The 18,086-nt window shown below is 70.6% G+C and carries 16 protein-coding genes; 6 read left to right on the forward strand and 10 right to left on the reverse strand.

What is annotated here, in order from left to right; all coding sequences use genetic code 11:
• Nucleotide 1: 1 nt before the first annotated feature.
• From mraY to C6Y44_RS15460, 9 genes are all read right to left on the reverse strand, one after another.
• On the reverse strand, nt 2–1,081 hold the full coding sequence (mraY, locus tag C6Y44_RS15420) for a phospho-N-acetylmuramoyl-pentapeptide-transferase (protein WP_016693810.1): 1,080 nt from the start codon (nt 1,079–1,081) through the stop codon (nt 2–4).
• Nucleotides 1,078–2,619, reverse strand: a complete 1,542-nt coding sequence (locus C6Y44_RS15425; RefSeq protein ID WP_120283234.1) for a UDP-N-acetylmuramoyl-tripeptide--D-alanyl-D-alanine ligase — start codon at nt 2,617–2,619, stop codon at nt 1,078–1,080. The genes mraY and C6Y44_RS15425 overlap by 4 nt, the downstream gene beginning before the upstream one ends.
• The gene (locus tag C6Y44_RS15430) at nt 2,616–4,259 is read right to left on the reverse strand and encodes a UDP-N-acetylmuramoyl-L-alanyl-D-glutamate--2,6-diaminopimelate ligase (protein ID WP_192378486.1); all 1,644 of its coding nucleotides are present in this window, start codon (nt 4,257–4,259) and stop codon (nt 2,616–2,618) included. Before C6Y44_RS15430 ends, C6Y44_RS15425 begins: the two co-directional genes overlap by 4 nt.
• 205 nt (nt 4,260–4,464) lie before the next feature.
• Nucleotides 4,465–6,297: a peptidoglycan D,D-transpeptidase FtsI family protein gene (locus tag C6Y44_RS15435; protein WP_159418052.1), complete on the reverse strand. Its 1,833-nt coding sequence runs from the start codon at nt 6,295–6,297 to the stop codon at nt 4,465–4,467.
• A gap of 71 nt (nt 6,298–6,368) precedes the next feature.
• A complete protein-coding gene (locus C6Y44_RS15440; RefSeq protein ID WP_159418051.1) occupies nt 6,369–7,217 on the reverse strand; it encodes a hypothetical protein in 849 nt (282 codons plus the stop codon).
• 3 nt (nt 7,218–7,220) lie between these two features.
• Nucleotides 7,221–8,261 (reverse strand): 16S rRNA (cytosine(1402)-N(4))-methyltransferase RsmH, encoded by a 1,041-nt coding sequence (gene rsmH, locus C6Y44_RS15445; protein ID WP_159418050.1) that lies wholly within the window; start codon nt 8,259–8,261, stop codon nt 7,221–7,223.
• Nucleotides 8,262–8,551: 290 nt separating this feature from the next.
• Complete coding sequence (mraZ, locus tag C6Y44_RS15450; RefSeq protein ID WP_159418049.1) at nt 8,552–8,983, reverse strand: division/cell wall cluster transcriptional repressor MraZ; 432 nt, start codon at nt 8,981–8,983, stop codon at nt 8,552–8,554.
• 440 nt (nt 8,984–9,423) lie between these two features.
• Complete coding sequence (locus tag C6Y44_RS15455; protein ID WP_060652805.1) at nt 9,424–9,843, reverse strand: DUF3040 domain-containing protein; 420 nt, start codon at nt 9,841–9,843, stop codon at nt 9,424–9,426.
• Nucleotides 9,844–10,016: 173 nt separating this feature from the next.
• Complete coding sequence (locus tag C6Y44_RS15460; RefSeq protein ID WP_159418048.1) at nt 10,017–10,502, reverse strand: SAV_6107 family HEPN domain-containing protein; 486 nt, start codon at nt 10,500–10,502, stop codon at nt 10,017–10,019.
• Between the two features lie 323 nt (nt 10,503–10,825).
• On the opposite strand from C6Y44_RS15460, the gene C6Y44_RS15465 reads away from it, so the two are divergent.
• Genes C6Y44_RS15465 through C6Y44_RS15485 form a run of 5 tightly spaced genes read left to right on the forward strand, consistent with a single transcriptional unit; the run spans nt 10,826 to nt 15,846 of the window.
• Nucleotides 10,826–11,473 carry a GNAT family N-acetyltransferase gene (locus tag C6Y44_RS15465; protein WP_159418047.1) on the forward strand — a complete coding sequence of 216 codons (648 nt, stop codon included), beginning with the start codon at nt 10,826–10,828 and terminating at the stop codon, nt 11,471–11,473.
• A complete protein-coding gene (locus tag C6Y44_RS15470) occupies nt 11,470–13,065 on the forward strand; it encodes a phytoene desaturase family protein (RefSeq protein WP_159418046.1) in 1,596 nt (531 codons plus the stop codon). The genes C6Y44_RS15465 and C6Y44_RS15470 overlap by 4 nt, the downstream gene beginning before the upstream one ends.
• Nucleotides 13,062–13,940, forward strand: coding sequence for a carotenoid biosynthesis protein (locus C6Y44_RS15475; protein WP_159418045.1), 879 nt, complete (start codon nt 13,062–13,064; stop codon nt 13,938–13,940). Before C6Y44_RS15470 ends, C6Y44_RS15475 begins: the two co-directional genes overlap by 4 nt.
• The gene (locus C6Y44_RS15480) at nt 13,937–14,659 is read left to right on the forward strand and encodes an LppM family (lipo)protein (RefSeq protein ID WP_159418044.1); all 723 of its coding nucleotides are present in this window, start codon (nt 13,937–13,939) and stop codon (nt 14,657–14,659) included. Before C6Y44_RS15475 ends, C6Y44_RS15480 begins: the two co-directional genes overlap by 4 nt.
• The gene (locus tag C6Y44_RS15485) at nt 14,629–15,846 is read left to right on the forward strand and encodes a glycosyltransferase (RefSeq protein ID WP_159418043.1); all 1,218 of its coding nucleotides are present in this window, start codon (nt 14,629–14,631) and stop codon (nt 15,844–15,846) included. Before C6Y44_RS15480 ends, C6Y44_RS15485 begins: the two co-directional genes overlap by 31 nt.
• A gap of 24 nt (nt 15,847–15,870) precedes the next feature.
• Here the strand turns inward: C6Y44_RS15485 and metF are convergent, their stop codons facing one another.
• Nucleotides 15,871–16,815 (reverse strand): methylenetetrahydrofolate reductase [NAD(P)H], encoded by a 945-nt coding sequence (gene metF, locus C6Y44_RS15490; RefSeq protein ID WP_174247133.1) that lies wholly within the window; start codon nt 16,813–16,815, stop codon nt 15,871–15,873.
• A gap of 219 nt (nt 16,816–17,034) precedes the next feature.
• On the opposite strand from metF, the gene C6Y44_RS15495 reads away from it, so the two are divergent.
• On the forward strand, nt 17,035–18,081 hold the full coding sequence (locus tag C6Y44_RS15495; RefSeq protein WP_159418042.1) for a polyprenyl synthetase family protein: 1,047 nt from the start codon (nt 17,035–17,037) through the stop codon (nt 18,079–18,081).
• Nucleotides 18,082–18,086 lie beyond the last annotated feature (5 nt).

The raw sequence follows: 18,086 nt of genomic DNA on the forward strand, positions 1-18,086 counted from the left end.
GTCAGTCCCCGATCGCCGCGAGGTATTCGCTGTAGAAGAGGGCCAGACCGATCGCCGAGGCGATGGCGGCGAGCAACCAGAACCGGATGATCACCGTGGTCTCGGCCCATCCGCCGAGTTCGAAGTGGTGGTGGAAGGGTGCCATCCGGAACACCCGCCTGCGGCTGGACCGGAAGACGGCGACCTGGATGACCACCGAGGCGGCCTCCGCGACGAACAGCGCGCCGATGACCACCATGAGCAGCTCGGTGCGCGTCGTGATGGACAGACCGGCGAGCATGCCGCCGAGGGCGAGCGAGCCGGTGTCGCCCATGAAGATCTTGGCCGGTGCGGCGTTCCACCACAGGAAGCCGATGCAGGCGGCGGCGCCGGCGGCGCACAGCAATGCGAGGTCGAGCGGGTCACGGACGTCGTAGCACCCGGCGGTCGGCTCCACGGCGCACGCGTTGCGGTACTGCCAGAAGGTGATGATGACGTAGGCGCCGAGCACCAGCGCCATCGAACCGGCAGCGAGACCGTCGAGGCCGTCGGTGAGGTTCACCGCGTTCGACCATGCGCTGACCAGCAGATAGACGAACAGGATGAACACGATCGAGCCCATCGAGACCGTGGCGATGTCGCGCACGTAGGACAGATCGGTGCTGGCCGGGGTGAGGCCGTCCGCATTGCGGAACTGCAGCGCGAGGATGCCGAAGCCCACCGCGACGACGAGCTGGCCGACCAGCTTGGCCGTCTTGTTCAGGCCGAGATTGCGCTGCTTGCGGATCTTGATGAAGTCGTCGAGGAAGCCGACGCCGCCGAGCGCCGTCGTCAGGCCGAGGACGAGCAGACCCGAGGCCGTGGGACCTTCCGCGTCGTATCCCATGCCGATGAGATGCGACCCCCAGTAACCGGCCCACAGACCGGCGAGGATCGCGACGCCGCCCATGGTGGGAGTGCCGCGCTTGGACTGGTGGCTCTGCGGGCCCTCGACCCGGATCTCCTGCCCGAAGCCCTGCCGGGAGAACATCTTGATCAGGACGGGGGTGAGCAGGATCGAGACTGCGAGCGCGATGCCCGCCGCGAACAGGATCTGTCTCACCGGGCGTCCTCCGTCCCCACAGCAGCGTCGTCGTCTCCGGTACCGGGATCGTCCGCGAGGACGGCCTCGGCGACGGTCCACAGTCCCACGGACTGTGATGCCTTCACGAGCACGATGTCGCCCGGTTGCAGTTCGTCGCGCAACAACGCGATCGCGGCGTCGGCATCGGGTACGTGGCTCGCTTCCTCACCCCACGATCCTTCCATCACGGCGCCCTGGAACAGACCCCGGACCGGCCGGGTGGCACCGACGGCGATGATGCGGGTGACGTCGAGGCGCACGGCGAGACGTCCGATGGCGTCGTGGGCGACGACGGCGTCGTCCCCGAGCTCGGCCATCTCCCCCAGCACCGCAAAGGTGCGCCGGCGATCCGGACCGGACCGCGCCATGGTGACCAGGGCCTTCACGGCTGCGCGCATGGAATCGGGATTGGCGTTGTAGGCGTCGTCGATGACGGTCACCCCGTCGGATCGGGTCTGCACCGCCATGCGGTGTGCCGAGACGGGACCCGCCGTCGCGAGCGCCTCGGCGGCCTGCTCGACCGTCGCACCGCATTCCACGGCGACGGCGATCGCCGACAGGGCGTTGCCGATCTGGTGTTCGCCGTGCACGGCAAGGCGCACGGGCACGCGCCGCTCCTGTCCGTCGGCGCCGGGGACGACGGCGGTGAAGGAGGCACGCGCCTGGTCGTCGAGGTGGATGTCCTCGGCGCGGTATGCGGCACCGGACCCGGTCCCGACGGTCACCACGCGGCCGGTGGTGCGGGTCGCCATCTTCGACACGAGGGTGTCGTCGGCGTTGAGGATCGCCACTCCCCCCTCGGCGGCGCTGGGCAGCGCCTCGACGAGTTCGCCCTTCGTCTTGGCGATGACCTCCTGCGAGCCGAACTCGCCGAGGTGGGCGGTACCGACGTTGAGCACGACCCCGATCCGTGGCGGCGCAATGCGCGTCAGGGTCGCGATGTGGCCGGGACCCCGCGCCGACTTCTCGAGGACGAGGAACCGGGTGGATTCGGTGGCGCGCAGGGCGGTCCAGGGGTGGCCGAGTTCGTTGTTGAACGAGCCGGGCGGGGCGACGACCTCCCCGAGCGGTGCGAGCACGGCGGCGATCATGTCCTTCGTGGACGTCTTGCCCGCCGAACCGGTGACACCGACGACGGTGAGACCGGCGTCGGTGAGCGTGTCCACCACGGTGCGGGCGAGCTTCGCGAGGCCGGCGAGCACGGCCGCACCGGATCCGTCGCTGTCGTGTTCGAGCGCGAGGGCGTTGGTCTCGGTCGGCGGGATCGGCGGCACCACGATGGCGGGCACGCCCACCGGCCGTGCGGCCAGGACCGCGACCGCGCCGGCGGCGACGGCGGCCGCGGCGTGATCGTGTCCGTCCGAGCGCGCACCGGGCAGCGCCAGGAACAGGCCGCCGGGACCGATCCGTCGCGAGTCGAACTCGACGGAACCGGTCACCTCGGCGGACGGATCGTCGACGTCGTGCAGGGTGCCCCCGACGACCTCCGCGATCCGAGCCAGTGTCATCGGGATCATGCCTTGCCTCCGTGATGCGAACCGCCCGCAGCAGGCGGATGACGACCGTCGGGTCCTGCGGTCCGGTACTTGTCGAGAGCTGCGCCGAGAACCTCGCGGTCGTCGAAGGGGTGCTTCACTCCCTCGATCTCCTGCCCCGTCTCGTGGCCCTTGCCGGCGACGAGGACGACATCACCCGGGCGGGCCCACGCGACCGCGGCGTCGATCGCCGCGGCGCGGTCGCCGATCTCGAGGATCTCGCCGCGTTCGGCCGGCGGGACGGAGTGTGCACCGTCGAGGACAGCGGCGCGGATGGCGGCGGGATTCTCGGTTCGGGGGTTGTCGTCGGTCACGACCACCAGATCGGCGGCCCGCGCCGCGACCTCGCCCATGATCGGCCGCTTCGTCCGGTCGCGGTCGCCGCCGGCACCGACGACGACGGCGATTCGTCCCTCGGTCGCGGCGCGCAGGGTTCCGATGACCGCTTCGAGCGCGGCGGGCTTGTGGGCGTAGTCGACGACGGCGAGGAAGTCCTGTCCGCGCTCGACCCGTTCGACCCGGCCGGGCACCGCGACATCGGCGATACCGCGGATCGTGGCGTCGATGTCGGCACCCACCTCGGCGCAGAGCGCCACGGCGAGAGCGGCGTTGGTGACGTTGTAGCGGCCCGGCAGGCCGACGGTGGCGCGGCGGGCGATCCCGTCCGGACCGGTCAGGGTGAACTGCTGCACGCCCGTCTCGTCGGGGACCTCGTCGGTGACCGTCCAGTCGGCAGCGACGGCACCGGCGCCGCCGGCGTCACCTGTGGCACGGTCGGCACGTGTGGTGACTGTGCGGACGGCGGTCGCGTCGTCGCGGCCGGCCGATGCGACCTCGGCCATGCGGCGTCCCCACGCGTCGTCGGTGCACACCACCGCTCGGTGGGCCCGGACCGGCGAGTCCTCGGCGAACAGCCGGGCCTTCGCGCCGAAGTAGTCGTCGAGGTCCTTGTGGAAGTCGAGATGGTCCTGGGAGAGGTTGGTGAACCCGCCGACTGCGAACTCGGTGGCGTCCACGCGACCGAGCGCGAGGGCGTGGCTGGAGACCTCCATCACGACCGTGTCGACACCGCGTTCGCGCATGACGGCGAACAGGGCGTGCAGCTGCGGCGCCTCGGGGGTCGTGAGGGTGCTCGGCACGCGGATCCCCTCGATCCGGGTCTCCACCGTGCCGACGAGACCCACGACGCGTCCGGCCGCGACCAGGCCGGCCTCGACGAGATAGGACGTCGTGGTCTTGCCGGACGTGCCCGTGATGCCGATGACCTGCATGCTCCGGGAGGGGTGTCCGTAGACGGTGGCCGACGCCGCCCCCAGCGCCGCACGCGGCTCGGGATGGACGAGGACCGCAACCGGATCCGAGGTGGCCTCGGCGACGAGATCGCGACCGGCCTCGTCGGTCAGCACGGCGACCGCTCCGCGCTCGAGTGCGGTTCCTGCGAAGGAGGCGCCGTGGATGCGGGCGCCGGGCAGCGCGGCGAAGACGTCGCCGGGGCGGATGCCCTGGGCGCGCAGGTCGATGCCGGTGACCGCGGCCGCACGGGCCGCATCATCTCCGGCGGCTGCATTGACGATCTCGACGCGCGCCCCGATGGCGTCGGCGAGAACCGAGATCTGCGTCATCGGTGGGTGCTCGGGTCTCCGCCCCTCCTCCGGAGGAGCCGGATCCGGACTCGATGGCACAGGCACCAGTTTCCTCTCGCTTCGCTGCAGCTCGTCTGCAGGCACTCGACGGATGTTCCCGGGTTCGTTCCCGATGCGGTCTCGGCGACGACCGTCGTGTCACGTTACCGACGTGTCAGCCTACCGAGACACCACGGTCACCTCGTCAATCGACCTGGAGGATCAACTTGCTCTCCGGTTCGGCCGACAGCGGCACGCCGTCGCGCTGCAGCAACCACGACGCGATGTTGCGGAACAGCGGCGCAGCCGATTGGCCGCCGCTGCCATCGGAGCTGCGGGTCGGGGCGTCGAGCATGATGCCCACGACGTAGCGCGGATCGTCGGACGGTGCGATGCCGGCGAAGGTGATCCAGTAGTCGGAGTTCGAGTAGCACTTGCAGTTCTGGTCGATCTGCTGGGCGGTACCCGTCTTGCCCGAGATCTGATAGCCCTCGATGGCGGCGCCCGCACCGGTGCCCTGCTGGTTGCCGGTGTCGGACTGGACGACGGAGCGGAACATGTCGCGCACCGTCGCGGCGGTCTGCGGGCTCACCACCCGCACCGGATCGGGGCGGGGCGTCTCGGTGCGCGTGCCGTCCGGCGCGACGGTCGCACGCACGACCCGCGGCGGGACACGCTCGCCGTCGTTCGCGATGGTCTGGTAGATCGCGGTCATCTGCAGCAGCGTCATCGACAGACCCTGGCCGATGGGGAGGTTCGCGAAGGTGCCGCCCGACCACTGCTCCCGGCTGGGCAGCAGACCCGCCGACTCGCCGGGCAGGCCGACATCGGTGCGCTGACCGAGACCGAACAGTCGCAGCATCTCGGCGAAGCGGTCCTCACCGATCCGCTCCGCGAGCATGAGGGTGCCGACGTTCGACGACTTCCCGAACACACCCGTCGTGGTGTACGGCACGACCCCGTGATCCCAGGCGTCCTTGACGGTCGCGCCGGCCATGGTGATCGTGCCGGGGACCTGCAGGACCTCGTCCGGGCGGGTCAGACCGTCCTCGATCGCCGCGGCCGCGGTGATGATCTTGTTCACGGATCCGGGCTCGAACGGCGAACTGACCGCGAGATTGCCCTGTTCGGCGTCGGGCGGGTTGTTCGCGACACCGATCGACGGGTCGAAGGTGCTGTCATTCGACATGGCGAGCACTTCGCCGGTGTGCGCGTCGAGCACCACCGCGGAGGCGTTCTTCGCCCCGGACAGGTCCTTCGCGCGCTGCACCTCCTGCTGCACGTGGTACTGCAGGTCGTTGTCGATCGTGAGCTCGACGGAGGAACCGTCGACGGCGGGCTGACGGTCGCGCCAGCTGCCCGGGATGACGGCGCCGTCGGACCCGCGGTCGTAGGTGGACGAACCGTCGGTACCCGCCAGCACGGCATCCATCGACGCTTCGAGCCCGATCAGGCCGTGGCCGTCCCAGCCGGTCGCGCCGACGAGATTGGCGGCGAGCGACCCGCCCGGATACAGACGGATGTCCTGACGCTCGGTGCCGACCTTGTCGTACTCGTCGACGATCTCCGCCGCGACCCCCGGATCGACGCCGCGGGCGAGGTAGACGAAGGTCTCGTCGCTCTCCAGCATCTCGAGCACGTCCTTCTCCGGCGCCGCAGCACCGAGCGCCTCGTGGACCGCCGACGCGACACCCTCGAGATATTCCGAGACCTCGGGCCGGGACGGATCCTTCGCGCGTTCCTCCTCGAGTTCCTTGCGCACCCGCACGGGTTGGAAGGTCAGCGCCTTCGCCTCCATGGTGTAGGCGAGCGGTTCGCCGTTGCGATCGGCGATGGTGCCGCGGGTCGCGGGTTCGACGAGTCGGGTGGTGCGCTGGCTGGCCGCTTCGGCGGACAGGGTGGGGGCCTGGACGAGCTGCACGGACAGCAACTGGGCGACGGCTACGCCCAGAACGCCGAACATGCCGATCCGGCCCCACTTGCTGCGGAACGCGAAACTCGTCCGGTCGCGCTGCTTGCGATCGCGCGGCGCGGGCATTCGAGCCCGGCCGCCGCGCGTCGCCGGAGTGGAACGTCGCTGCGGTGCACGCCGAGGGGTGGAGCGGTTGTTCACCGAGGCCCGCCCTCGGGTTCCGTCGGCACGGCCTGGACAGGTGCTTCGGGCGCCGCCTCACGGGGCGCTTCGGATTGCGGCAGTTCGCTCACGGGTACCGATTGTCCTGCCGCGGGCGGTACAGGTACGGCACCCTCGACGTCCGGCGTGGCGGCCGCGGGAGCCTCCGCCGCGGGTGCGGGCACGGGAGCCGGTGCCGGTTCCTCGCCCACCGGGCGGCCGTCGGCCGACGGCGCGGCCCGACGCGTGTCCTCGGTGTCGGTGCGCGGCCGGGGTTCCTCGCTCACGTCACCGAGCGGCCGCGGAGTCTCCGCCCCGGCGCTGCCGGCCAGCGGGGTCTGGACGCGGGCGTCCTCCCGGGCGGGCGGATCCAGCGGGACCGGCGGGGCACCCTGGGCCGGAACCGGATCGCCTACCACCTGCACCGAACCGTCCGGAGCGACGACGATCCGCGCGACCTGCCCCGTGGGGATCATCCCCAGTTCCGCCGCGGCGACCGCGAGCGCGGGAGCCGACTCGGCCGTGGCGACGTCGCGCTGGAGCACCGCGCGTTTCTGGGCGAGCTCCTCGTTGAGGGACCGCGCCGCGCTGAGCTCGTAGGAGTCCTCGGTCGCCCGGGTGGTCAGCAACAGCGTCACGGCCATGCCCACGCCCAGGAGCCCGATGATGGTGGCGACGAACGGGATCCGGGTGCGGACACGTCCGGTACCCGTCGTGCGCCCGCGAGTCTGCACCTGTTCGACCCCGAGCTGCGCTGCGCGCTGCGACCGTCGCTGATAGGCACGCTGCGCTGCGGTCGATCGCCCCGGGTTCCGGCGCTGCGGGGGTGCCACCTGTACGGTCATCGGTTACCTCCTGGCGATTCGTTCTGCAGCACGCAGGCGGACGGGCGCCGAACGTGGGTTGGCCTCGATCTCGTCGTCCGTCGCCCGCTCCGCACCGCGGGTGAGGATGCGCAGTTCCGGTCCCATCCCGGGCAGTTCGACCGGAAGCCCTTCGGGACTGCGGGACTTCGCACGCGGAGTCAGTTCCTGCTTGACGACCTTGTCCTCGAGCGACTGGTAGGACATGAAGACGATCCGGCCGCCCACCGCGAGAGCGTCGAGAGCGTCGGGGATCGCGTTGCGCAACGAGTCGAGCTCCGCGTTGACCTCGACCCGCAACGCCTGGAAGGTGCGCTTGGCCGGGTGACCACCGGTACGGCGGGTCGCGGCCGGGATCGTGCGGTACAGCAGTTCGACGAGTTCGCCGCTCGTCCGGAACGGGGTCTTGGCCCGGGTCCGCACGATCTCGGAGGCGATCTTGCCGGCGAAACGCTCCTCGCCGTAGGTGCTCAGGATGCGGGCGAGGTCGCCGTGACTGTAGGTGTTGAGGACATCGGCCGCGGTGATGCCGGTGGTGGCATCCATCCGCATGTCGAGCGGGGCGTCCTTGGAATAGGCGAAGCCGCGCTCCGCCTCGTCGAGTTGCATCGAGGACACGCCGAGATCGAACAGGGCGGCGTGGACCGAGCCGTACCGGTCGAGGCCGACGCTCTCGAGCGCGTCGGCGATCCCGTCGTAGCGGGTGTGGACGAAGTCGGTGCGGTCGGAGAACCGTGCGAGTCGCTCGCGGGCGATCGCCAGTGCGTCGGTATCGCGGTCGAGGCCGACGAGCCGCAGCTTCGGGTAGATCGTCAGGAAGTGTTCGGAGTGCCCACCGAGACCGAGGGTCGCGTCGACGTAGACCGCGCCCTCGCCGTCGGGACCGACGCTCTCGATGGCCGGACCGAGAAGGTCGACGGCGCGCTGGAGCATGACGGGCACGTGGCCGAATTCCGCCGCAGATGTCACATCGACACCGGTGGCCTCATCCGTACCATCGACGGATTCGCGCTCGCCGTCCACCATGTGTCCTCCGGAATCCTGCTCGGGCCGCTTACGGTCTGTGGGGTACTCGTCGGGTGGACGGTGGTGTGCCTCGTGCCTGCCTGTCGCTCGTCTCGATACCGTGCTCGCCGCCACGGGGGTGGATACGGAAGACGGCGAATGCCTCGAGGTCTCTGTCCGAGTCCGAAGAGACCTGACGCCGGGGAAGTGCGTCAGGGCCCTCCGGTCCGTACCTGGCGCTGGGGAAGTGCGTCAGGGCCGGCACATCGGGCAGAGGCCTCGCGGCACTCGCCGCGCAGCCCGAGCCGTAGTTACAAGATGTCGTGTAGTGCTTCGTCTCTCGCTTCCGAGAAGTCTTCTTCGTGCTCGGCGAGGTAGGTCTCCCATGCCGTCGCGTCCCAGATCTCGAGGTACCTGACCGAACCGATCACCACGCAGTCCTTGGTGAGACCGGCGTACTTGCGGTGGGCCGACGACAGCGTGATCCGGCCTTGTGAGTCGGGTCGCTGCTCCTCCGTCCCCGATGCGAGACTCCGCAGGAACGCACGTGCCTGAGGGTTGCTCCGTGAGGCACTCGCGGCGCGTTCGGCCAGAGCGGCGAACTCGTCGCGAGGGAACACGGTGAGGCTGTGATCCTGCCCCTTCGTGATCATCAACCCTCCCGCCAGCTCGTCTCGGTACTTCGCCGGCAGCGTGAGCCGGCCCTTGTCGTCCAACTTCGGGGTGTAGGTACCGAGGAACACTCGGCGCCTCCCCGCTGCCGGACGGATGCTTCGCGCGACAGGACACCTTGTCCCGCCGCGCCCCACATTACCCCACTTTGCCCCACCGGAAACGGATTACTGCCGCCCGGTCACGCGTGTTGTCGTCACATTCCCAGCTCAGAGCAGGTGGCGGAAAATGGGGACACGCGCTCGCGTGACGACGATGGATCCACCGCTGTCTGCACCCCGACGATCCGCCCCACCGGCGGAGCGAGGCGCGAGCAATCGGCGACCAGGGAAAACACTGCGGTCGGGGCCGAGGTGGGAGGCGGTGGGAAGACGGGGATCGCGCGAGTGGGGCGCGGTGGTGGAGGGACAGAGGGGCGGACGACGCCGGGTCGGTGAAAGGTCCGCAGACGAACGACGACGGCGCGACCCGTGGGTCGCGCCGTCGTCGATACACCTGATGGTCGAGGAGGTCAATCCTGCTCGAAACGCCTCCGGAACCGCTCTTCCATGCGGTTGGTGAAGCCACCACCCGAGGACTTCTTGCCGCCGCGGGAACTTCGACCGGTCTTTCCGGAACCGGAACTACCGCCCGTCGCTCCGGGAGTCGACGGCCGACGACCGCCGAGGAGCAACAGGACTCCGGCGGCGAACATCACGAGGAACCCGAGCAGACTGATGATCGGGAAGCCGCCCGGCTTGAGCGGCAGGGCAACGCCGGCGATCAACAGCGTCAGGCCCAACACGAACAAGGCGCCGGCCTGTAGCCGCCGCCGGTTCGACGCCATCCCCAACCGGCTGCCACGCACGGTCGAGGCGAACTTGGGATCCTCAGCATAGAGCGCGCTCTCGATCTGATCGAGCATGCGCTGCTCGTGCTCGGAGAGTGGCACGGTACCTCCCCCGGCACTAAACGGTGGCCACCGGATCCGTGGGGCGAATCCGGCGGGGGGCCGTCCGTACGGCCGCCTGAGTCAATAATACGAGCAGATGTCGCTGTGGACCACAAACTCCACACGTGAGTTCGATCCCCTCTTCGGCGAAGGCCCTCGTGAAGAGGCGAAAGTCACCCACCCACACCGACCTCCGGTTCTGCTTCGGCGTCGAGATAACCCTCCACGTCGTGCAGGAAGTGGCCCACCTCGTCGTAGAACGCACCGGATTCGTCGGCACCCACCGCCTGCGCGACCCCCGCCTCGACCGCGGTGCGAGTGGCGGAGCGATCGGCGAAGTAGTCGGCCCACACGGCGAAGGAGTCGTCGGCACGCGCCATGAGTGCCCATGCGTTGCGCGTGGCGGGGCGGCGGGGCCGGATCCCGGAACGCAGCTCCGCGGCGGCGACCACCGCACCGGCACCGCGCAGCGCCGCCAGATAGGCGAGACGGAACCGCTCGCCCGGATCGCCGGCACCGGCGGCAGCCGAGAGCAGATCGTCGGCCTTGCGCAGCAACGTCGCCGCGCGCGCCGAGGTGGCATGGTCGATGCATACGGACGGCCCGAGCGTGGGAGACGTTCGGCGCGGGCCTCGACTCGCGACCTGACCGTTGGCCATGTTCACGCACCTCCTCGGCGTGGTCTCACCACTCGTTACAACGAGCGGTATCCGGTGGCATTCCCGCCGAAACGCCGAGGAACGGAGATCACTGTCCTCGAGTGAGGCCCGACACGGACGCCGAGCGGGAGACCCCAGGGTGATCCGGGGATGTTCGCTTCCCTCGAACATCCCCGGATCACCGGTATCGAACATGCGTTCGACGTATTCAATATAGCTGGACCCACCGACAACCCGTCAAGAGAAAGTGGCCACGTCATCCCGAACGATCAGCGAGACCCGAGCACCTCCGACGCACCGCGAGCCACCCGAACGAGTCACGCATGACCACCGATCCCTGCCAGGACGCCCCGATCCTCACCGAGCTCTCCCCCGCGGACTTCCGTGCGCGCCTGCCCGCGCTGCTGACCGTCTACGTCGCGGCGATGCGATATCCCCGAGGCACGGAGTACCACCGCGCGCCGATGTGGTCCGAGCATTCGGCCCGCGCGGGTTGGCAGGCGTTCGCCGCGAGCCTCCCCGAGGATCCGGACACCGTCGTCGGGATCGCGTACGGCTACCGGGGCGACACCCGCCAGTGGTGGAACCAGCAGGTGCGCGCCGGCATGCGTCATTCGGGACGGTCCCCCGAGGAGATCGATCGCGTCCTCTCCGACTACTTCGAGCTCACCGAACTGCACGTCCGACCCGACATGCAGGGACGCCGCATCGGTGAACTGCTCCTGTCGGCGCTGCTGCGGGAACGCAGCGAAGCGGCCGTACTGCTGTCGACACCCGAGGTGCCGGGCGAGGACAACCGGGCGTGGCGGCTGTACCGTCGGTTCGGATTCCAGGACGTCGTCCGCCGGTTCGTCTTCACCGGCGACGCCCGCCCGTTCGCGGTCCTCGGCAGGAGCCTGCCCCTCGAGCCGGACCTCGTTCCGCACCACCATCACACGACCGACGATCCGGACGGAAGCGGTACCCCATGAACTCCACACTCGACGTCGTCATCGTGGGCTCGGGCCACAACGCGCTGGTCGCGGCGTGTTATCTCGCCCGCGACGGATGGTCGGTGGAGGTCCTCGAACGCGACACCGTGCCGGGCGGCGCCGTCTCCACCGTCGAACGTTTCCCCGGATATGCCGTCGACCGCGGCTCCTCGGCGCACATCATGGTGCGCCATTCCGGGATCGTCGAGGAACTCGATCTCGCCGCCCACGGCCTGCGCTACATCGACTGCGACCCGTGGGCGTACGCGCCACCGCCGGCGGACTCCGACCGTCCCGGCATCGTCTTCCACCGCGATCTCGACCGGACCTGCGCCTCCGTCGAGGCCGCCTGCGGACGCCGCGAGGCCGACGCGTACCGCCGCTTCGTGCAGGACTGGGGCCCGCGCAGCGCGGCGGTGATGAAGTCGTTCACCCATCCCCCGACCGGACGGCACCTGCTGTCCTCGTTCTGGGGACTCGACGCGGGTGAGGGCGGCAGCGCCCTGTCCCGCCGGTTCCTCACCACCGGCGACAGCCTGCTCGACGAGTACTTCGACGACGAACCCCTGAAGGCGGCCCTCGCCTGGTTCGGCGCGCAATCCGGCCCGCCCATGTCCGAACCCGGCACCGCGGCGATGGTGGGCTTCGCGGCCCTCATGCACACCCTGCCCCCGGGTCGTGCGATCGGCGGGAGCGGCGCACTCACCCAGGCCCTGCTGTCTCGGCTGCGGTCCGACGGCGGCACGGTGACCTGCGGCGACGCCGCCACCGAGATCCGCCGGACCGGCGACCTGTGGACCGTGCGCACCGAATCGGGACGCACGGTGCAGGCCCGCAGAGTCGTCGCCGGATGCCACGTGCTGACCACGCTGGATCTGCTCGACCGCGGCGGATACGACCGCGACCGGCTCGAGGGCTGGCGTCGCAGCATGCGGGTCGGCCCGGGCATCGGCATGGTCCTGCGCCTCGGCACCGACTCGCTGCCCCGCTACCGCGGCTGCGACGAGCCCGAACTGACGACCTCCGGTCTGCAACTGCTCGTCGACGACCGCGCCCACCTGCGCGCCGCGCACGGTGCCGCGATGGCGGGAGACCTGCCGCCGCGACCGGCAGTCCTCGCGATGAGCTTCTCCGCCCTCGACCCGACGATCGCACCCGACGGCAAGCACCAGATCACGCTGTGGTCCCAGTGGCATCCGTACGCGCTGCGCGGCGGACGTCGCTGGGCGGACATCGCCGGCGCCGAGACCGACCGCATCCTCGCCGAGATGGAGACGCGCTCTCCCGGCTTCACCGCGAGCGTGGAGCACTGCCACGTGCAGACCCCCGCGGACATCGAGAGCGAACTCGGCCTGCTCGGCGGGAACGTCATGCACGTGGAGATGTCGCTGGACCAGATGTTCCTGTGGCGCCCGCTGCCGGAGCTGTCCGGTTACCGGGTGCCCGACGCGCCCGGCGTCTACCTCACCGGCGCCTCCACCCATCCCGGCGGTGGTGTCTCCGGTGCGAGCGGACGCAACGCCGCCCGGGTCGCCCTCGCCGACGCCAAGGGAAGCCTCGTCGACCGCGTGAAGGGCTGGGTGTCGCGGTGACCGACACCCGCGTCCCCGCACCGCCCCGGCCGGCCCGTTGGCGGACGATCCTTCCGATCGTCCCGGCCGTCGCCGCGGTCCTCGCCCAGATCGCCTACCCCCTCACTGCGGGTGATGCCCGGGACGCCGCGACCGTCGCGGTCGTCACGCTGCTCACCACCGCGTGCCTCGTCCATGCCGCGCTGAACCGCGGCCTCACCTTCGCCGTCGTCCTGTTCGTCAGCTCGGCCGGCATCGGATATCTGTCCGAGGTGGTCGGCACGATGACCGGCTATCCCTACGGCTGCTACAGCTATGTCACCGACCGGCTCGGACCGGCCGCCTTCGACGTCCCGCTGGTGGTGCCGCTGGCGTGGTCGGCGGGTCTGTACCCCGTCTGGTGCGTGGCCTCCCGCCTCGTCCGCAACGGTCCCGGCCGGATCGCGGCGGTCACCGTCGGCATGCTGGGCTGGGATCTCTATCTCGACCCCCAGATGGTGGCGGACGGTCACTGGTCGTGGTGCAACGCCGGCGGCCTGCCCGGGATCGAGCACATCCCGCTCACCAACTACGCGGGCTGGCTCCTCGTCGCCGCGATCATGGCGACCGTGCTCGTGCTCGTCGACTCCCGTTCGGACCGCGCCGACACGCCCCGACACGACGCCGTGCCGATCGCGCTGTTCCTGTGGACGTGGCTCGGTTCGGCGCTCGCCCACAGCGTCTTCCTCGACGCTCCCGAACTCCGCTACTCCGCGGTGTACGGACTGGTCGTCATGGGTGTACTGGGTGTTCCCCTGCTGGTCTCGCTCGTCCGATCGTGGCGCGGACGCGTGTCCGGTCCCGGCCGGGACGAGGCACGACTCGCCGCGAGCGACCCGAACGACCGACGAGGATGACCGTGCCTGGCACCATGTTCTCCGTGCAGTCGTCCAACCTGTCCGTCCGCCGTCGTGTCGTCGCGGTCGTGGGGCTCGTGCTCCTCGGCCTCCCGCTCCTCACCGGCTGCCTGCGTGTGCAGGCGACGATGGGGATCTCCTCCGACGACCGTGTGTCGGGGCAGATCGTCGCCGCGACCATCCCCGCCGACGAGAACGATCCCGGTCCCGAGCTCACCGCTCCCTCGGCCCTGGCCGGGAAGGTGCGGGTGCAGGAGTACTCGCAGGACGGCTACGTCGGGAGCCAGGTCTTCTTCAACGACCTCACCTTCGGCGACGTCCAGCAGCTGGCCACGATGTCCGATCAGAGCGCCGGCATGTTCCAGCTCAATCTGCAGCGCTCGGGCGATCTGGTCGCACTGAACGGACGCGTGGATCTCGAGTCCGCTCCCACCCAGGGCACCGATGTGCAGTTCACCATCGCGTTCCCCGCCCGGGTGGCGACCACCAACGGCACCCGCGAGTCGGATTCGGTCGTGACCTGGAAGCTTCCGGCCGGTGAGGTGAGCACCCTCCGCGCGGAGGTGCGCTACGCCGACCCCAACACGCGCGGTTTCGCGGGCTGGGCCGGGATCATGGCCGGCGCCGCCTTCGGTGTCACGCTGATCATCGCCGGTGTGGCCTGGTTCACCCGCAATCCCGCGCCGCAGTGGTCGTCGGCGAACGGGACGCGGTCCTGACCCGCCTGCCGCGCGACCCGGCCCCCGGTCTCGCGCGGCTCGTCGCCGGTGGCACTCTCGTCGCCTCCTACGGCGCGGCCGTCGCCGTCGCGAACCGCGTCGCGCTCCCCCGTCTCGTGCCGGGTCCGGTGATCGACGAGCAGGTCACCGTCGTCGTCCCCGCCCGCGACGAGGCTCCCCGCATCGGCGCGATCGTCTCCGACCTGCGGACACAGACGGGACTGCGCGCCCTACGTGTGGTGATCCTCGACGACGACTCGTCCGACGGCACCGCCGACCTGGCCACGGCCGCGGCCGAGGGCGACGAGCGCATCACCGTCGTCCGATCGACGCAGCCGCCGCCCGAGGGATGGACCGGGAAGGCGGCCGCGTGTGCCGCGGCCGTCGCCCACGCCGGATCGACTACCGACAGCGGCATCGTCGTGTTCGTCGATGCGGACGTCCGGCTCGCACCCGACGCACTCGCCGCCGCCGTCGCTCTGCTGCGCCGCCAGGATGCCGCGCTCGTCTCACCGTTCCCGTACCAGCTCACCGGGTCGGTGCTCGAACGGCTCGTGCAGCCACTGCTGTTCTGGTCGTGGTTCTCGGCGCTGCCCGTCGCCGTCTCGCACCGCACCCACCGGCCGTCGATGGCGGTCGCGTGCGGACAGTTCCTCGTCTTCGACGCGCGCGCCTACGCAGCGATCGGCGGCCACGCCGCGGTCGCGGCGAGTCCCACGGAGGATCTGGATCTGGCCCGCGCACTGCGTTGCGCCGGACTGCGTACGACGGTCGCGGCCGCGGGCGGGCTGGCGTCGTGCCGGATGTACGACGGACCCCGCCCGCTGATCGGCGGTTACACCCGCTGGTTGTGGTCGGCGTTCGGCTCCCCGGTCGGGGCGGCCGCGGTGGTCGCGCTGTATCTCGTCGCCTATCTCGTGCCCCCGTCCGCGGCGCTTCTCGGCGAGGGGCGGACGCGGCGCTGGGGCGTGGCCGGTGCCGCGGCGGGAATGGCGTCACGGCTCCTCGCGCGCGTCACCGAACGGGGAGGACGCCGACACCCGGACGCTCCGGGCCGTCCCACCGACGACCTGCTGGACGCCGCGGCGCACCCGGCATCGGTCCTGGCCTTCGGTGCGCTCACGGCATCGTCCATCCGGGCCCGGCGCAGCGGACGCACGGCGTGGAAGGCCCGCGTCCTGCCCTGACCCCGAGCCGGGGCGGGCCGGACGTCAGGCCGGTTGAACCGCGGCGGGAGCTTCGAGTTCGTAACCGAGGCGGTCGAGCACCTCGCCCGTCGCGCGGGCGAAGTTGAGCGTGATGAAGTGCAGGCACGGTGCGCCTTCGGAGATCAGCCGCTCGCACATCTCCGTGGCCACCTCGATGCCCACCTCGCGCACGGCCGCGCGGTTCTCCTCCGGGCCGTCGCCCGCCGCGCGCCGCAGCCGCTCCTCGAGAACGGGGGGCAGATGCGAACCCGACAGTTCGAGGCTGCGTCGCGCCGACCGCAGCGACGTGATGGGCATGATCTCGGGGATGATCGGCTTGAGCCCCTGCTCGGCGTCGCACGCCACGACCCGGTCGCGCAGACGCAGGTAGTGCTCGACGTCGAAGAACATCTGGGTGATCGAGTACTCGGCGCCCGCGCGCAGTTTCTGCACGAGATAGCGGGTGTCGTGATCGAGGTCCGGGGACCGGTGATGTCCTTCGGGGAACGAGGCGACGCCCACGTGGAAGTCGCCGAGATCGCGCACCAGACGCACGAGTTCGTCGGCGTATTCGAGACCCTCGGGGTGCTTCTCCCACTCGCCGAGCGGGTTGCCCGGCGGGTCGCCGCGCAGGGCGAGGATGTTGGTGATGCCACGGTCGGCGTAGGCGCCGACCATCGCGCGCAGTTCGTCGATGCTGTGCCCGACGGCCGTGAGGTGCGCGACCGGCAGGAGGGTGGTCTCCTCGGCGAGACGTCCGGTGACCCGGACCGTGCGGTCGCGGGTGGAGCCCCCGGCGCCGTAGGTCATCGATACGAAGGCCGGGCCGAGACGTTCGAACGTCCGCACGGCGCGCCACAGTCGTCCCTCGGCCTCGGCGTCGCGAGGCGGGGAGAACTCGACGGAGAACGGAATGCGGCCCGAACGCGCAGACCCGAGACGGTCCACGATCGACGGGGTCCGAGAAATCCCGCCGTCCTCGGTTGCCCTGACGAAGTCGCTTGTCACCGGTCCAGCATAGGTGGCGCCCCCGGGGCGGTCGCTACCGGCGACGACTCGACTGTGCGGATAGGCTGGTCGCGGCACCTCCGGCTCACCCGCCTCCGAGGTGCCGTCACCCATCGACCTGGAGGTTTCGTCCTGTCTACCGGCGCCGATCATTTGTCTGCCGAGAAGCTCCCCCATCGGGTGGAGGACTCCCTCCGGCAGTTCTTCACCTCACGCTCCGACCTGGTCGACTCGGTGGGCGGTGGATACCGGCAGGCCGTCGACACGCTCGAGGCGTTCGTGCTGCGCGGCGGCAAGCGGGTGCGGCCGCGCTTCGCGTGGACGGGCTGGCTCGGCGCCGGTGGTGATCCGACCGGGCCGGACGCCGAGGCCGTCCTGCAGGCGTGCTCGGCGCTCGAACTCGTGCAGGCCGCGGCGCTCGTCCACGACGACATCATCGATGCCTCCACCACGCGCCGCGGGTTCCCCACCGTGCACGTGGAGTTCACCGAGCAGCACCGCAGCGCCGGTTGGCACGGTAAGGCGGAGCAGTTCGGCGAGTCGGTGGCGATCCTGCTGGGCGACCTCGCCCTGGTGTGGGCGGACGACATGTTGCACTCGGCGGGGCTCGACCCCGCGACCGTCGCGCGCGTGGTCCCGGCCTGGGCCGCGATGCGCACCGAGGTGCTCGGCGGGCAGTATCTCGACATCGCCAACGAGGTGGCGGCGGACGAATCGGTGGAGGCCGCCACGCGGGTCAACCGGTTCAAGACCGCGGCGTACACGATCGAACGCCCGCTGCACATCGGCGCTGCCCTCGCCGGCGCCGACGACGACCTCATCGATGCCTACCGCCGCTTCGGCACCGACATCGGCCTGGCGTTCCAGCTGCGCGACGACCTGCTCGGTGTCTTCGGCGACCCCGAGGTCACCGGTAAGCCCTCGGGCGACGACCTGCGCTCGGGCAAGAGGACGGTCCTGTACGCGCTGGCGCTCGAGACGGCCGACGCTTCCGATCCGGCCGCGGCCGAACTGCTGCGCACGACGATCGGGACCGATCTGTCCGACGCGCAGGTCGAGCAGCTCCGCTCGCTGCTCGTCGATCTCGGCGCGGTCGCCCGGATCGAGGACCGCATCACGGAACTGACCGACAGCGCGTTCGAGGCGCTCGAGTCGTCCGGCGCCACCGAGGAGGGCAAGGCCCTCCTGCGCGAGTCGGCGGTCGCGGCGACGCGACGGGTGGCGTGAGGACG

This window comes from Rhodococcus rhodochrous, from assembly GCF_014854695.1.
Lineage (GTDB): Bacteria > Actinomycetota > Actinomycetes > Mycobacteriales > Mycobacteriaceae > Rhodococcus.

Bases quoted from the DNA above. Each gene is read 5' to 3' on its own strand.
- C6Y44_RS15425 (WP_120283234.1), bottom strand. From the start codon at position 2,619: ATGATCCCGATGACACTGGCTCGGATCGCGGAGGTCGTCGGGGGCACC.
- C6Y44_RS15430 (WP_192378486.1), bottom strand. From the start codon at position 4,259: ATGACGCAGATCTCGGTTCTCGCCGACGCCATCGGGGCGCGCGTCGAG.
- C6Y44_RS15435 (WP_159418052.1), bottom strand. From the start codon at position 6,297: ATGCCCGCGCCGCGCGATCGCAAGCAGCGCGACCGGACGAGTTTCGCG.
- C6Y44_RS15440 (WP_159418051.1), bottom strand. From the start codon at position 7,217: ATGACCGTACAGGTGGCACCCCCGCAGCGCCGGAACCCGGGGCGATCG.
- rsmH (WP_159418050.1), bottom strand. From the start codon at position 8,261: ATGGTGGACGGCGAGCGCGAATCCGTCGATGGTACGGATGAGGCCACC.
- C6Y44_RS15460 (WP_159418048.1), bottom strand. From the start codon at position 10,502: ATGGCCAACGGTCAGGTCGCGAGTCGAGGCCCGCGCCGAACGTCTCCC.
- C6Y44_RS15465 (WP_159418047.1), top strand. From the start codon at position 10,826: ATGACCACCGATCCCTGCCAGGACGCCCCGATCCTCACCGAGCTCTCC.
- C6Y44_RS15470 (WP_159418046.1), top strand. From the start codon at position 11,470: ATGAACTCCACACTCGACGTCGTCATCGTGGGCTCGGGCCACAACGCG.
- C6Y44_RS15480 (WP_159418044.1), top strand. From the start codon at position 13,937: ATGACCGTGCCTGGCACCATGTTCTCCGTGCAGTCGTCCAACCTGTCC.